13 protein-coding genes are annotated in these 14,913 nt (G+C 60.9%); 9 read left to right on the forward strand and 4 right to left on the reverse strand.

All coding sequences use genetic code 11. The features are described from left to right. Nucleotides 1–27 precede the first annotated feature (27 nt). The gene (locus KF814_05500; GenBank protein MBX3235587.1) at nt 28–1,347 is read right to left on the reverse strand and encodes a hypothetical protein; all 1,320 of its coding nucleotides are present in this window, start codon (nt 1,345–1,347) and stop codon (nt 28–30) included. Between the two features lie 290 nt (nt 1,348–1,637). On the opposite strand from KF814_05500, the gene KF814_05505 reads away from it, so the two are divergent. Beyond that, complete coding sequence (locus tag KF814_05505; GenBank protein ID MBX3235588.1) at nt 1,638–2,243, forward strand: helix-turn-helix transcriptional regulator; 606 nt, start codon at nt 1,638–1,640, stop codon at nt 2,241–2,243. A gap of 25 nt (nt 2,244–2,268) precedes the next feature. Here the strand turns inward: KF814_05505 and KF814_05510 are convergent, their stop codons facing one another. Beyond that, on the reverse strand, nt 2,269–3,762 hold the full coding sequence (locus tag KF814_05510) for a CPBP family intramembrane metalloprotease (protein MBX3235589.1): 1,494 nt from the start codon (nt 3,760–3,762) through the stop codon (nt 2,269–2,271). A 202-nt stretch (nt 3,763–3,964) separates the two neighbouring features. On the opposite strand from KF814_05510, the gene KF814_05515 reads away from it, so the two are divergent. From KF814_05515 to KF814_05525, 3 genes are read left to right on the forward strand one after another with little or no spacing between them, the layout of a single operon-like run. Beyond that, complete coding sequence (locus KF814_05515) at nt 3,965–5,182, forward strand: alanine--glyoxylate aminotransferase family protein (GenBank protein MBX3235590.1); 1,218 nt, start codon at nt 3,965–3,967, stop codon at nt 5,180–5,182. Continuing rightward, entirely contained in the window at nt 5,179–5,784 is a 606-nt protein-coding gene (locus tag KF814_05520) for a DUF3365 domain-containing protein (GenBank protein ID MBX3235591.1), read from the forward strand. Before KF814_05515 ends, KF814_05520 begins: the two co-directional genes overlap by 4 nt. Further along, nucleotides 5,781–6,989, forward strand: a complete 1,209-nt coding sequence (locus KF814_05525) for an amidohydrolase family protein (protein ID MBX3235592.1) — start codon at nt 5,781–5,783, stop codon at nt 6,987–6,989. Before KF814_05520 ends, KF814_05525 begins: the two co-directional genes overlap by 4 nt. Before the next feature lie 65 nt (nt 6,990–7,054). On the opposite strand, the gene KF814_05530 is transcribed toward KF814_05525, so the two are convergent. Then, nucleotides 7,055–7,693, reverse strand: a complete 639-nt coding sequence (locus tag KF814_05530; GenBank protein ID MBX3235593.1) for a DnaJ domain-containing protein — start codon at nt 7,691–7,693, stop codon at nt 7,055–7,057. A gap of 304 nt (nt 7,694–7,997) precedes the next feature. Between KF814_05530 and KF814_05535 the strand changes: the two genes are divergently transcribed. From KF814_05535 to KF814_05555, 5 genes are all read left to right on the forward strand, one after another. Next, complete coding sequence (locus tag KF814_05535; protein ID MBX3235594.1) at nt 7,998–9,278, forward strand: MFS transporter; 1,281 nt, start codon at nt 7,998–8,000, stop codon at nt 9,276–9,278. A gap of 16 nt (nt 9,279–9,294) precedes the next feature. Beyond that, nucleotides 9,295–10,005 carry a 5-oxoprolinase subunit PxpB gene (gene pxpB, locus KF814_05540; GenBank protein MBX3235595.1) on the forward strand — a complete coding sequence of 237 codons (711 nt, stop codon included), beginning with the start codon at nt 9,295–9,297 and terminating at the stop codon, nt 10,003–10,005. Further along, on the forward strand, nt 10,002–10,778 hold the full coding sequence (locus KF814_05545; protein ID MBX3235596.1) for a LamB/YcsF family protein: 777 nt from the start codon (nt 10,002–10,004) through the stop codon (nt 10,776–10,778). The genes pxpB and KF814_05545 overlap by 4 nt, the downstream gene beginning before the upstream one ends. After that, nucleotides 10,768–11,736, forward strand: a complete 969-nt coding sequence (locus tag KF814_05550) for a biotin-dependent carboxyltransferase (GenBank protein ID MBX3235597.1) — start codon at nt 10,768–10,770, stop codon at nt 11,734–11,736. The genes KF814_05545 and KF814_05550 overlap by 11 nt, the downstream gene beginning before the upstream one ends. Nucleotides 11,737–11,813: 77 nt before the next feature. Continuing rightward, nucleotides 11,814–12,014, forward strand: coding sequence for a hypothetical protein (locus KF814_05555; protein MBX3235598.1), 201 nt, complete (start codon nt 11,814–11,816; stop codon nt 12,012–12,014). Between the two features lie 181 nt (nt 12,015–12,195). Here KF814_05555 and KF814_05560 read toward each other — a convergent pair whose 3' ends face one another. Beyond that, nucleotides 12,196–14,862: a CBS domain-containing protein gene (locus tag KF814_05560; GenBank protein MBX3235599.1), complete on the reverse strand. Its 2,667-nt coding sequence runs from the start codon at nt 14,860–14,862 to the stop codon at nt 12,196–12,198. Between the last annotated feature and the right edge of the window lie 51 nt (nt 14,863–14,913).

The following is a 14,913-nucleotide window of genomic DNA, read 5'->3' on the forward strand; positions in this document are numbered from 1 at the left end:
AGACTTCACCGGCCCGGCTGGCGGTTCTCACCTTTCCGAGCGAGGACGCAGGACTTCCTGTAACGCATCCGCCACCACCTGATGTCCTGCCGCCGTCCAGTGCGTATCATCCAAGTAATAGGTCAGCCGGCCTTTTACGGATTCCCGACGCAGAGCGGCAGTGAGGTCCACGAATCCGATTTGGGGATCGATCGCACCCACAAGTGACCGCACACGTTCGGGCAAGTCGTTGAGGCCCCAGTGTTTCATGACATCGCCGGTTTCACTGAAATCCGCGACGTCTCGATAGACGCGAAATTTCGCCGGAGCGAATGCCACCACGAAGTCGATATGCCGCTCGCGGCACAGTGCATAGGCCACTTCCAAAACTCGGCGAGTCTCCTGCAGCATCTGCGAATCGGATGACGACACCTCGTCAAGAGGCGTCACAAAGTACATCCGCTGCGTCTGCCCCTGCTCATCTCGAACCTTGCCGAACTGCTGCTGAATCCGGCTGTGCGGCACACAAGTTCGCGGCGCAACGATCGCGGCAAGAAGGTTCCGCATGAACGACCGGTCCCAGAGCACGTCAAATTGGGTACGGGCCTCCACCATCCTTCGACGCTCGGGATACAACCGCATCTCGGCCAGATCGTTTCCCTCGAAGAACACCCACACGATCGTGTTCGGTTTCAGATCGAGCGCGTAGCGCCTGAGTACGGCCAATTCCTGGTAGGGGTTGTATCCAAGTTGGCCCAAATTCGCGACGCTCCGGTTCAACTGCCGCCCAAGTCGGTTCGTGAATAATTCCGCGTCCGCCGCCATCGGAGCCTCGACGTTGGAATCCCCGATCACCGCTAAATCAGCCTGCTTGAGATCGGGGGAGTTGCGAAATCCGTGGGCGTCATATTGCACATCGAAGCTGGTGCCGGATTCTCGATCCACGCATAAGGCCTCCCCGATGTTTCCGCGGGCCAAGGTCCCCGCCACCCGAGAAAAGGGCTTACGGACCCATATGAGTTCGCGGTCCTGCACATACCCAGGTTTCGTCCAGAGCTCAACGGTCGCTGAAGGCAGAAGCACTCTATAGTCCACCCATCCCACAGCAGCGGGAATTTCCAGGCAACCCAGACCGACGAGCACGGCGGCTGTCATCAACGTGAACCGTTGACGGATTTCCGCACGCGGGAGATCAGACAGAAACGCATAGGCGCCCCAGAGCAAGAGGTACACCGCGATGAGATCGTCAAACAGGTGCCGCAAATTCGTAACGCCGGTCGACCACAACAAGGCCAAGGCCACCGCAAACACAGTCACCGTCACCTGAACCGATCGATCCTTCAACATCCGCACGCCGGCTCCCGTCATGGACTCAGTCCGCAGCTGGATCGGTTCCCCGCGCCGAGGCGGAGATTCTCTCCCTACCTGTCGCCACAGCGTTCGCCTCGACAAGCATCACCTCCCATCGTCATTCAACCTAGCATCTTACTGGACGCATGTACAGCATAGCTGGACACATGCTTCGCGCGACCTCCCCGGCACCCCGAATCTTCATCTTCGGCCAAGACGCATACCGCCTGTGTGCGGCGGTTGCGGACGGGCGCGAAACATGATAGATCTGCACCCCGATTCACGCCCTGGAGTCCTGGCTTTCTACGATGGCTGCACGTTCATCCGCACGCGCCTCCAACCGAGGCGCAGCGACGCCGATTAAGGAAACCCACGTCGGCGATATTCTTCGCCGGTTCCGAAAGTCCCGACACTTGTCTGTCCGCACGCTGGCCGACAAGTGCGGGTTCTCCCCCAGCTTCATTTCACAGGTGGAACTGCGTCAGGCATCCCCTTCGATTGCCTCCACCGAGAAAATCGCCTCTGCCCTCGGCATGACGCTGGGCGAGTTCTTCCATGCCCTCGCCCCATCCTCCCCCTCCGTCATTCGCGCCGACGCCAGGCCCGTCGTCCAGAGTGAGTGGTCGCGCGCCAAGATCGAAACTCTGGGACCCGTCGGTGAGGACAGCCAGCTGGAGCCGATGGTGATTACGATTCAACCCGGAGGGCGAAGTGGGCATAAACCCTACACGAGAGCCGGAGAGCAGTTAGCCGTGATTTTGCAGGGGAGCGTTGAACTGACGCTGGGAGAGGAAATCCATCAATTAAAGCGTGGAGATGCTGCCTGCATTCCGGCTAGACATCAGCACTGCTGGCGAAACGGGAGCCGGAAACCGTCTCAAATCCTGATCGTCACGGTCCGCCGACGCGCATAAGGCCGTCGGTATCGGCTCTCTCCCTTCACGCCCGCAACAGCGCCATCACGCTGAGACAGACCAGCAGATTATTGATCGCATGGCCGATCATGCCAGGCCAAAGGCTTCCCGTCCGCTCATAGGCCCAGGCCCACACAATCCCGCTCCAAAAGACACTGAAAAAACCGATGATTCCGTACCCATGCGCGATCGCAAAAATCGCCGCGCTCGTCGCCGCCGCCGGTCCCCACTGAAACCGGCGCCGCAACACGCCGAACAGCAAGCCTCGGAACGCCAATTCCTCGAACAGAGGCGCGAACACCACATATTCCATCAAGCTGATGACCAGCACCGAGGGCGGCGCCCATACAAGATCCGCATCGAACCACTCGGTCCAGTGACTGGAGAGTTTGAGAGGCTCGGCAATCCGACCCATGACCCATTCTCCCAATAGTCCCGCCGCGACCACAGCCAGGACAGCCAGTAGCAGCCTGCCCAGATGATGGGGCTCGATGCGCAGGCCAAATCCGCCCCCGAACGATTGTCCTTGAGGCCTAAGCAGGTGGTAATAGGCCAGCGCGAGCAGCGGCAGGTTCGACAGCGGCACCACCAACACGCGCACCGAGGAGTAATCGGCGGAAGCGAAAAGAAACGCCATCGTCAGCAAAGCCCCGATCGCTCCGCCGCGCAACAGCACCGCGACGCCCAGACTGCCGGCCCAGAGAGGCGGTAGTTCCGAGGCAGCCACGCGAATCATATCGGTTCGCCCCCGGCGCGCAAACCACAGCACCAGCACGGTACCGCCCAGCACCATCAAGCAGATCTCCGCCACGGCGAATGCGCGCGACCGCCACAACAGCGCCCCGGTTCTGGCATTGGCCGAATCCTGCAGCGTCGCCAGCAGCGCACGGTCACCGGACACCTCCGCGAGATGGGTCGCCAGCCGCCCATAAAACCATCCCGTGATAGGTTGTTCCGCCAGCTCCGCCTGAAGGTCCAGCGCTTCGTCCGGAGACAGATGCCCACGCAAATACCCCGAGGCGATCAGGTCCGCGTATAAGGGGTACGGCTCGCCCAGGTGTTCCCACTGCGGCACCTTTCGACGCAGATCGTCGAGTCGCCCATCCTCGCCCTCGAGAATGGCCAGGTGCAAATCGGCCATGGGATCCGCCGACTCCTCCACCAATTCCTGATACCACTCGATTGCCTGCGTCCGTTCGTTGACGTCGCTGCCCATCGTCATTTCGTAGAGGTACCGTTCCCAGGGCGGCAGTGTCTTGAACCCCTCCTCAGTGTCCATAAGGCGGCCGACCATGTGGTCGAGCGCCCGGCCCGCATCGGCCACGCGGCCGAGCCGCGGCACCTCGAACGCAAGCCACACGACCACCCCGATCGAGGCGAGCAACACCACCGCCGACAGCAACGTGATCAGCCGAGAAAACTTGGGATTGTAGTAGACGGGAGGAGGCGGCGCGCCGACGCACTCGGGCGTCGGAGAGGTCGAAGCAGTATGTTGCGACAGCTGGTCGTCGAACTCCACAGATTCCTCGTGCGAGCGGAGTATACCACCGCATCCGCTCAGCGCGAAGCCGAACCCGCCAACCGCCCAGGGTCCCGCCGTACGGATTGCCTCATAGCTGAACCCATCCGGTTTTCGCTATACTGGCGGCGCAGGTGCCCGGAACCGCGACTGGACAACGGTTGCTACCACCGGCGATTGCGGCTTACATTCACGACGACGTATGGCTCCAACAAAGACCTTCAGCGATTTTGCTCCGCCTCAACGTCTGCTCCTGGGCCCAGGGCCTAGCCAGGTGCATGATCGGGTTCTGAGGGCATTGGCTCAGCCGCTCTTGGGACATTTGGATCCGGTCTTCCTCGAGTTGATGAACGAAATCCAGAGCTTGCTCCGCTTCGTCTTTCGAACGCAAAACCCCTTCACGATTGCAGTGTCGGGCACCGGTTCCGCAGGCATGGAAGCGGCGGTCGTCAATTTCATCGAGCCTGGAGACCGAACCGTCGTCGGGGTGAACGGCGTATTCGGAATGAGGCTCGCCTCCACGATCGAACGCTGCGGCGGTCAAGCCATACGCGTTGAAGCCTCCTGGGGCGAACCCATCCCCATCGAGGCTATCGAATCCGCCTTGGCTCAATCGGCACCTGTAAAGGCTGTTGCCTTGGTCCATGCCGAAACCTCCACCGGCGCATGGCAGCCGCTGGAGGAGATAGGCTCCCTCTGCCGACGATACGACGCACTCCTGATCGTCGATGCCGTGACCTCGCTCGGCGGCGTACCGGTCGAAGTCGACCAATGGGGGATCGACGCCTGTTACAGTGGCACGCAGAAATGTTTGAGCTGTCCGCCAGGACTAGCCCCCCTGACCATCAGCCCCCGAGGCATGGAGGCCATTGCTCGGCGACGAACCCCCTGCGTCAGCTGGTACTTCGATGCGACGTTGGTGGCCGACTATTGGGCGGAAGGGAAGCGCGCCTACCACCACACGGCGCCCATCTCGATGTTGTATGGCTTGCGGGAGGCGCTCCGCCTAGTGCAGGAAGAGGGCCTTGCAACGCGCCATGTTCGGCACCAACTGAACAGTCGCTCGCTGCTGGCCGGTTTGGAAGCCTTGGGTCTGATGCCGTTGCCTCCGCCCGGTCTCCGCTTACCGATGCTCAATTGCGTAACCTTGCCGGCGGGGGTCGAGGACAAACTGGTTCGGGCACAACTCTTACACGATCACGGCATTGAAATCGGAGGAGGACTAGGGCCTCTTCAAGGCAAAGTGTGGCGCATTGGGTTGATGGGGGAATCCTCCCAGCAAGCCCACGTCTTGACGTTGTTGAACGCGCTCGAAGAGATCTTCGCTCAACACAGCTGGCTGACGAACCCCGGAAGCGCCGTTCAGGCTGCGGTCGAGGCCTATGAGGCAGCCGAGTTGTCGACAAGGAGGTCCGGATGAATCGAAGCGGGTTATGGATCATCAGCGCGGCGGTCGCCGGATTTATCGCCACAGTTACCTACTGGGTGATTGCCCTAGCGGTAGCGGAATCCCGCAAGGAGGATCGGGTTTCCCCTGAGCGCGTGACCGGGTTCATCCAGGCGCTCATCGACGCCAATCGAGCCAACTACACGCAGAACGTGGTTGAAAAGCTTCACAACCAGGGGGTGGTTGAAGCCGTCGAGCATTGGAAGGAAGAAAAGGGCTTGCCGTTGCCGGCTCAATTCCTCTTGGAATCCGGCCGCCTCGTGGCGCAGAAGGACCTCAAATTCAGCTTCCGCCTGGCCAGCCTTACCCCGATCTATGTGTGGAACGGCCCCAACAGCGAGTTCGAACGTCGTGGGCTGGAAGCCGTTTCCAAGGCCCCCGAGAAACCTTTCACGGGATTTTTCCAGCAAGGCGGGGTCCGGTACTTCCAGGGAATCTATGCAGATCGAGCCGTTGCGGAGACTTGCGTCTCTTGCCACAACTCCCATGCCAACAGCCCACGCCGGGATTACAAACTCAACGACGTGATGGGCGGACTCATCATCACTATCCCCATTTCGGAGACCGGCACATGACGATTGCGATTCAACACCTGAGAATTTTGACCGGCCTCGGAAACACGGTGGAACGCGCAACACTCTTAGTCGACGGAGAACGGATCACCGGGATGGGATCTGACCGTACGGTTCGAATCCCCCGTGGCAGCACCAAGATCGATGGCCGCGGTCTGACCGTCCTTCCCGGCTACATTGACTGCCACGTACACCTCTGCCTCGGCGCAGAGGCCGACGTCGTGGCGGCGAGCGAGCAAGAATCATCCGCCCTAAGCCTGGTGAAAGCGACGGAACTGGCGCGCCGCACCCTGGAAGCCGGCTTCACGACCGTGCGGGACGTGGGGTTTCGAGATCACGGAATTTTTACGCTCAAACGGGCCATTGAGCAGGGCCTGGCGGCAGGGCCCCGCATCGTCGCAGCCGGGCTGGCGATCTGCATGCCGGGCGGCCATGCCCGATTCATCGGCCGCGAAGCGGACGGAGTGGAAGCGGTCCGGGCCGCCGTGCAAGCGCAACTCGATGCCGGCGCCGAAGTCATTAAGCTGATCGCTTCCGGCGGCGTCCTGACTCCCGGCACCTCTCCCGACCAAGCACAAATGACGGTGGAGGAACTCACAGCCGCCGTACAAGTAGCCGACGCCCACGGGCGACATGTTGCCGCCCATGCCCACGGGTCGAGCGGGATGAAAAATGCCGTCCGTGCCGGGGTCCATTCCATCGAGCACGGTACGTTGCTGGATGAGGAAGCAGGGAGCTTGATGGCGGAACGCGGCGTGTACATGGTACCGACCTTGTCGGCCCTGGCGACCACCGCAGCCTGTCCGGCCGGATGCGGCATTCCCGATAGTGCGCGGGACAAGGCTCGGAGCATGGTGAAACAGCATCAAAAAAGCTTCCGGTCTGCACGGCGCCGAGGCGTGCCCATCGCATTCGGCACGGATGCGGGAACCCCGTTCAATCATCACGGAGAAAATGCTCAGGAGTTTGAGCGGATGGTGGCCTTCGGCATGTCGCCGATGGAGGCGATCATCGCCGGCACGTCGGCTGCCGCCCGCTTACTGCGGCTGGACCAGGAAATCGGATCGATCGCCGTGAGGAAACAAGCGGACTTGGTGTTTATCGAGGGAAACCCTTTGAAGAAAATCGAACTGCTCCGCCGGAAGGACAAACTGGTCGGCGTCATGCAGCGGGGACGGTTCGTGGCTGGTCCCCTGTCTAAGACGTGAGATGTAAGATGTGAGCTGCAAGGCAAGAGAAGGAATGTCTTCGTCTTCCGTGTGACGGTTGCCGACTACCGTCTTTCATACAACAGCTCCAGCGCGGTCAGGAAACCGGTGATCCGCCCCTTCCGGAACGCGTCCTCCAGTCGTCCGCGAAGCGACCGGACACCGCCCTCGTCCCCCCGTTTGGCCACGCCCTGTGAGATCATCATCTGCAGGGCCACCTCCACCAGCCGTTGCTTGCGCGCATCCATCTCGGCCGTCAGAAACTCGTCCATGACCTCTGCCGCGCGTTCTTCAATGACGGATTCCTTGAACGAATCGTAGCCCTGTTCCGCCACGGTCCGCTCCCGGACGATCTTGAGTTCCGCTTTGACCCGAGATAGGTCCTTCATGAGGATCGCGAAGATCTCCTTGCGTCCTTCATCGGCCAACTTCTTCTCCATTTCATGGAGGATGAAGGATGGATCAGCCGACTCGCCGCGCGGCTCGTCCCCCCAGTGGAGACGGTCGTACGTGCGCCGACGATCGGGATCGCCGATGACTTCATAGGCCGAGTTGATCTCCCGGATCTTCTCTTCCGCCTGCGTGTTGCCAGGATTGCGGTCCGGATGGTGCTGGAAAACGAGCTTGCGATAGGCCTTCTTGATGTCCTCGTCGGAGGCCTCGCGCGAGACTCCCAGGACACGGTAATAGTCGAGACGCGGCATATGGAGGCAGACTATAGCATGCAGGCTCTGCCTCGTTCATCAGCCCTAAGGCGTATCTCGTGAAGCGTCATTTGTCTCGCGTTTACGACTGGCGCGAAGGTCCGAGGCAGTTGGCACAGCACCGTATTGCTCGCAGTGCTTGCAGTGAGTCTTTTTCGGCTTTGCCATTGGCCGTTCGCTATATGCTGTGTCCCCTCTAGTGAAATACGCTTCACCCTGTTCCGATCTGATCCCATCGGCTTGACAGTGCCGCGTCGCCCCCGTAGCCTTGCGCGGTCCGAATTCCAGCGTAAAGGAGGTTGCAGTGTCGTGGACGAAGGGAATTACTCGGTATCAATGGCTCGTCTTGTTCGTGGCCTGGCTCGGCTGGGTCTTCGACGCGATGGACGCCACCATCTACGCCATCGTCCTGCATCCGGCTCTGCATGATCTCCTCCATAACGGGTCCGGAGACGGCGCCGCGTCGGCCGAGCAGATCGGCTGGTATGGCGGCATTATCTTCTCGATCTTTCTCATCGGTTGGGCCATCGGCGGGATCTGCTTCGGGTTGATTGCAGATCGCTTCGGCCGAACGAAGACCCTGATTGCCACCATCCTCATCTATGCGCTGTTCACCGGCATGGCCGCTCTGTCCCAGGATTGGTGGCACCTGGCGATCTATCGATTCCTGACCGCGTTGGGGATCGGTGGTGAGTGGGCGGCCGGCGCGGCAATCGTCGCGGAAACCTGGCCCGAGGATCGTCGGGCCAAGGCGGCCGGGGTACTGCAGTCGGCTTGGGCGGCCGGCTTTTTCCTTGCCGCGTCGTTCAATCTGCTCTTGAAAGACTACGGATGGCGCACGCTGTTTCTCGTGGGCATCGTGCCGGCCTTCGTCGCCCTCCTGGTCCGTTGGTGGGTGAAGGAGCCGGAGCGGTGGGTTCAGGCGCACGACCGTGAATCAGGTTCGACCGCCGGCAGCCTCACACATTTGCAGGAACTTTTCGGACCGACATTGAGCCGTAACACCTGGGTTGGCTCGATCCTGGCCTTCGTCGCGGTGTTCGGGCTCTGGGGCGCCACGAATTGGACACCGACCCTCGTGCGGGCGATGCCGGAAATCAAAGGCCTGGACCCGGCCTCCGCCACCGTCTCGGTGAGCCATGCGATCATGATGCTGAACGTCGGGGCGCTGCTGGGCTATCTCAGCTTCGGTCCGCTGGCGGATCGAGTGGGGCGGCGAGTCATGTTCGGCATCATGTGTCTCGGAAGTCTCGTGATGCTCCCCGTCGTCTACCTGTTCTCGTCCAATTATCGCGATGTGCTTTGGTTGTTGCCGATGCTCGGCTTCTTCAACAACGGCATCTTCAGCGGCTTTCCCATTTACCTGCCCGAACTGTATCCGACACGTCTTCGAGCCACCGGTGCGGGCTTTTGCTTCAACGCCGGCCGTGTCCTGGCCTCCGCCGCCCCCTTCATCACCGGCTGGCTGGTGACCGCGCTCGGATCCTTCAACAAGGCGGCAAGCACGATCGCGCTGATCTATATCGTCGGTCTGGTGGCATTGCCGTTCGCTCAGGAAACCAAGGGGAAGCCGCTACCGGAGTAAGGAGAGGCCTGCGACAATGCTGGGACCACGCGGTTCATACCCTACCCCTCGCATTCTGTCCCTCGGGGACCAGGCCCTGACCGTCGAGTTCGGCGATCGTATCGACCTCGCGGTGAATGACCAGGTGCTCGCGTATGCGGCGGCACTTGAACGCTTGCGACTATCGGGCATCGAGGAGATCGTGCCCACCTACCGTTCCATCACGATCTATTTCGATCCATTGACCCTCAGCTCGAATGAATTGACAGCTCACCTCGCTGAACTATTTGCCCAGCCGTCGCAGCGGGCGAAGCGCAAAGGCGCAAGCCACACGATTCCCGTCCTCTACGGTGGTGCTGCAGGACCGGACCTTCAAGACGTCGCCACCCATGCCGACCTGACTCCCGAGCAAGTGGTGGATCTGCACACGTCCGTGCAATACCGCGTATACATGTTGGGCTTCAGTCCAGGATTTCCCTATCTTGGGACTGTGGCCGAGCCGTTGATCATGCCCCGGCTTTCGACACCGCGCAAGCACGTCCCGGCGGGATCGATCGGTCTAGCCGGCGCGCAAACCGGGATCTATCCCCAGGATAGCCCCGGTGGATGGCGGATCATCGGACGCACGCCGCTCGAGCTCTTCAGCGTCACAAGGAAGAAACCGTTCCTGTTGCAACCGGGCGACCGGGTGAAATTCGTCCCGATCGATGTAGCTGAGTTTGACAACCTTACCAGGGACCTTCAGTGAGCAGCTCCCCTCGCCTCGACGTGAATTGCGACCTCGGTGAAGCGGAGACACCGAGCGGGATTTCCCAGGACCTGCGACTGCTACCCTTCGTCACTTCAGTCAATATCGCCTGCGGCGGACATGCAGGTACCGCGGAGAGCATGCGGCGACTCGTTGCAGCAGCGATCGAGCGAGGCCTCGCCATCGGCGCCCATCCAGGGTTCCCCGATCGAGCGACAGGCGGAAGACAGGAGCAGCCGTGGACTGCCGAGTGGATCAAGAATGAACTGGGGAGCCAGATCAACAGACTGCAGACAATCGCACGGGAACTCGGCGCTAGGCTGACTCATGTTAAACCGCACGGAGCGCTCTACAATATGGCGGCTCGGGACCTCAGACTGGCCGACGCTATCGCTTCCACCGTCCAGGCGTTCGATCGGTCATTGATTCTCGTCGGGTTGGCCGGTTCCGAGCTCCTGGTCGCGGGGCAGAATGCCCTACTCAGGGTGGCGGCCGAAGGCTTCGCCGATCGCGCCTATTACTCCAATGGGCATCTCATCCCTCGCTCCCAGCCCGATGCGCTTGTAACCGACGAGGCCCTCGTCGTCGCGAGGGCCCTGACGCTGGCCCTCGAACATTCGGTAATCGCCGGCGACGGCACGAGCCTGCGACTTCATGTGGACACACTCTGTTTGCATGGCGATACAGCGGGAGCGCTACGCCTAGCCAAAGCCGTGTACGACGCCCTCCAGAACGCAGGCGTCATCGTGAGACGGATCGATCGTGGCAACTGAATACGCAACGATCCATATACTCCGCCCCGGACTGTCCACGACAGTCCAGGATCTGGGGCGCCATGGGTTCCGCCGTTATGGTGTTTCTGTAAGCGGGGCGATGGATCGATGGGCGCTGACGGTGGGCAATCGCTTGCTCGGCAATCACGATGGCGCAGCCGGATTGGAAATAACGCTTCAGGGTCCAGAGTTACTGTTCGACAAGAGGAGCTGGATCGCGATTACCGGCGGCGACCTGAGCCCAAGTTGCCGAGGACAGGCACTGCCGATGTGGACGGTGGTCGAGTTGCCGGCCGGCGCTCGTGTGGAATTCGGGGCGCGGCGGAAGGGAGCCCGAGCCTATCTCACCGTGGCCGGAGGAATCGAAGGTCCGCGGATTCTTGGAAGCCACTCGACCCATACACGAAGCCGCCTCGGAGGGATGCAGGGGCGCTCGCTGAAGAAATGGGATCAACTGGCGATCGGCGCACCGCCAAACCGGATACCTCCACCCGCCGGACGGGCACTTTCGCTTTCGCACAGACCGGACTATTCCTCCACCCCCACCCTCAGAGTTTTGTCCGGCCCACAGCTCGACTATTTCACGAAGGATTCGCTGGCCACCTTGGTCGAAAGCGGTTATCGCATCACATCGGAATCGGATCGAATGGGGTATCGGCTCGCCGGCCCAATACTCCAATTCAAAGGACAAGCGGACATCGTCTCTGACGCCGTGGTCTGCGGCGCAATTCAGGTCCCGCCGGACGGGCAACCCATTCTTCTGATGGCGGACTGTCAAACGACGGGGGGATACGCGAAACCCGCGGTCGTCATCTCCGTCGATCTACCCAAGGCAGGCCAGTTACTACCGGGAGACTCCGTCGGCTTTCGATGGGTTTCCGCGGAGGAGGCATCCTCACTGCTTCGGACGACGCGGGCGGAACTTGATCGTCTGCTCCCACCTGCAAGCCCGGAGTAGGGGAACGCCCCTTAAGTGGGAGGCAGGGTTATCGCGTGAGTCCTTGACAAGCGCTGGAAGCGATCTATGCTTAAACCATGGATACACCACTGACTCCTCGAGAACTCACCTACGACGAGAAAAAGGCGGCAGAAGCCGCTTTTACCGGTCGCCCGTTCAATCCTAAATGGTCCGACGCGGCTCGCACGGTCTACGAGGGCATCCTCACTGCCATGGGCAAAGATGCTCGCGACATCGTGATTTTGGAAGAACTCGAGCCGGCCAATCCGTTGGCGTAACAGTCGACGTCACGTTTCAGCCGGGAGGCGACTCCCGGAGGTCGGAACGTCTGACCCGCTTGCCATGCTTTGCGGGGGCCTGCTCAAGCGGGACAGGCTCGGCCACATCCTTACCCCGAAAGCAGCATCGCTGTCGCTGCGCTCCCAACCCCACTCATCTTTGCCGGAACGAAACTATAGACTACTCCGCGGATTTGGCATGCGTGAGGCGCGAGACCAAGGCTCGCTCGTCGGCTTCCGTGTGAACCTCGCCATCGAGCCTTGCCTCAGTGAGACGGGCCAGAATCGTCCGGAACAGCGGACCAGGCTTGAGGCCGATCAATTGCAGGGCCTTCCCAGTCAAGGCGGGCTTGGTGTGCTGGTAGGTCGTGAGGTAGGCAGACACACGGCGCTTGGCCGACTCCGACTTGGCGCTTGCGAGGACGAAGACCAGGGTCTCATGCGGCAACCCCGACAGCAGCCGCACCACTTCCGAAGGACGAACGGTTCCACGGGCATGCAAACGGCGGGCGATGGAGCCCGGAAGACACCTTGCGGCCCGCAGCATGGAGCGTTCTTTCTCGGAGAACGGGAACCGCTTGAGTAGTTCCTGTAGGGCTCGGTCCGGCAGAACCTGGAGCAGCGCCATTACATATACCAGCCACGCTTCCATCGGGCGATCCAAGTAAGACAGCCGATACCAGTCCAAAGCTTCTTCAACGGCCATGAGGAGCCGTTCCAAGCGGGCTGACCAATTCAACCTGGGATGGATGAACGGCAAAAGGTCCAATTCCGCCATCCGCCGAACCGCGCCTGCCGGCGCGCGCTCGGAGAAGAGTAGCCGCAACTCGTCGAGCAACCGATGGCCGGAGAGACGATGAAACAATTCCATCTTCACCGCCCCACGGATGAGCGCCAACGTTTCCTTGCTCAAGTGGAAACCGAACCGCAACTCGAACCGGATGGCTCGAAAAACCCGGGTGGGATCTTCCACGAAGCTCAGACTGTGCAGGACGCGGATCGTTCGTTCTTTTAAGTCCCGCTGTCCGCCATAGAAGTCGATCAACTCCCCGAATGACCCGGGATTGATTCGCACCGCCAACGTATTGATGGTGAAATCCCGGCGGTACAAATCCTTCTTGATCGAACTCTGTTCCACGGTAGGCAATGCGGTCGGATATTCATAGAACTCCGTCCTCGCAGTCGCGACGTCGAGTTTGAACCCGTCAGGCAGCACAACCACGGCGGTGCCGAACCGCTCGTGAGCCTTCACTCGACCTCCCGTTTCCTTGCCCAGCGCCCTCGCGAACGCAATGCCATCCCCTTCAACCACCAAGTCCAGATCCAGGTTGTCGATTCCAAGCAAAAGATCCCGAACTACTCCTCCCACGACGTAGGCGGCACAATCCCGGCGTTCGGCCAATTCGCCGGCTCGCCGGAGCAAATGGATGAGGGGCTGTGGAAGCCGTTCGGCCAGGATGCCGCGGATGTCACGCTTTCGCATCGGCCCGCCCTGCGAACCAGAGGCTGGAAGGCCGGCTTGCCCCCGCGCAGCGGACAACACATCGTCGTGCAACGTGCGCAAGAGGTCTGTGCGGGTGATCACGCCGATGACCTTGTTGCCGGACAACACCGGTACAAAGCGTTGATTGCGTTCGATCATTCGAGATTCGACCTCATGAAATGCGGTATCCGGCGAAGCGCTGTACTGGTCACTCTGTACAAAATCGGCGATTGCGGCCTGCCCGAGCTGGTGAAACAGCGCCTTTTGCACCGTCTCACGAGACACGGTGCCCAAGAATCGTTCGTTTGGGTCGAGCACCGGCAGCACGTTGACGCTTGCCGTGGTCATCATCCGCTCTGTCTCGGCCACGGTCGCCTGCGCCCCAATCACCTTGACCGGCTTCGTCATGACATCTTTCGCCAACAACGTCGGCCGATACCGTTCCGTCAACAACGACCGCAGCCGTTCGCGGACTTCAACAAGCGTCTTGCCCTTGACGCTCGCGGCGGCGGCGACCGCATGCCCACCCCCACCAAATTCCCGCGCAATCCAGCCCACATCGATGTCCGGTCTTCGGCTGCGACCAATGATCTCCACCTTGTCGTCTAACGCCATGGCGACGATGACGGCGTCCAGGCCCTGCATTTCAGCCACCCGCTGCACGGCCTCGGCCAAGTCCCCCGGATACTTGTCGTATGTGCTGCTCGCCAGCAGGATCTTGCGCCCTTCGAGGTAATAGGTTTCGGCACTTCCCAGCAGATCATCGAGCAGCGCGATTAGTTCCGAATCCAACGGATGTTTGATGATCTCGCTGACCAGGTTCAGATCCGCCCCGGTCCGGACCAGCCAAGCCGCCGCCTCAAGGTCAAGCGGTGTGGTGGAGGCAAACGCAAAGGAGCCGGTTTCTTCATAAAGCCCCAAGGCAAGCACCGTCGCCTCGTCCGGAGTCAAGGTTATGTTTCGACTCCGCAGCAAGCCCGCGAGGATAGTAGTCGTCGCCCCGACCTCTTGCACTTCACAGTCGAGTTCGCCTATGCGGCTGACACGGCCTTTTTCAATGCCGGCTCCGTCGACGTGATGGTGATCGTAGATCTGCACGGCCACATCCGGATTGTCCCACAGCACTTTAAACGGTCCGATGCGCTCCGGCTCCTGCACATCCACGAGGACCAATCGACGGATCTGATCGAGCGGCACGTCTTTCAGACGGCGTATTCCGACGTCGTGGGTGGAGAGGAACCGTCGCACCGACTCCTGGGCGCCGCCGGGAAATACCAACAGCGCCCCGGGATACAATTTCGCCGCCGCAACCATAGAGGCAAGCCCGTCGAAGTCGGCATTGAGGTGGGTCGTAATGAGGTCCACGGGCCCATTGTAGCAGGAGGGGCCGAGCAATTCAGGTGGCACATTGACGAA

This window comes from Nitrospiraceae bacterium (assembly GCA_019637075.1).
In the GTDB taxonomy this organism is placed as follows: Bacteria; Nitrospirota; Nitrospiria; order Nitrospirales; family Nitrospiraceae; genus JAHBWI01.

Coding starts and splice junctions, on each gene's coding strand:
- KF814_05505 (MBX3235588.1), top strand. CDS start 1,638: ATGGCTGCACGTTCATCCGCACGCGCCTCCAACCGAGGCGCAGCGACG.
- KF814_05520 (MBX3235591.1), top strand. CDS start 5,179: ATGAATCGAAGCGGGTTATGGATCATCAGCGCGGCGGTCGCCGGATTT.
- KF814_05555 (MBX3235598.1), top strand. CDS start 11,814: ATGGATACACCACTGACTCCTCGAGAACTCACCTACGACGAGAAAAAG.
- KF814_05525 (MBX3235592.1), top strand. CDS start 5,781: ATGACGATTGCGATTCAACACCTGAGAATTTTGACCGGCCTCGGAAAC.
- pxpB (MBX3235595.1), top strand. CDS start 9,295: ATGCTGGGACCACGCGGTTCATACCCTACCCCTCGCATTCTGTCCCTC.
- KF814_05530 (MBX3235593.1), bottom strand. CDS start 7,693: ATGCCGCGTCTCGACTATTACCGTGTCCTGGGAGTCTCGCGCGAGGCC.
- KF814_05515 (MBX3235590.1), top strand. CDS start 3,965: ATGGCTCCAACAAAGACCTTCAGCGATTTTGCTCCGCCTCAACGTCTG.
- KF814_05500 (MBX3235587.1), bottom strand. CDS start 1,347: ATGACGGGAGCCGGCGTGCGGATGTTGAAGGATCGATCGGTTCAGGTG.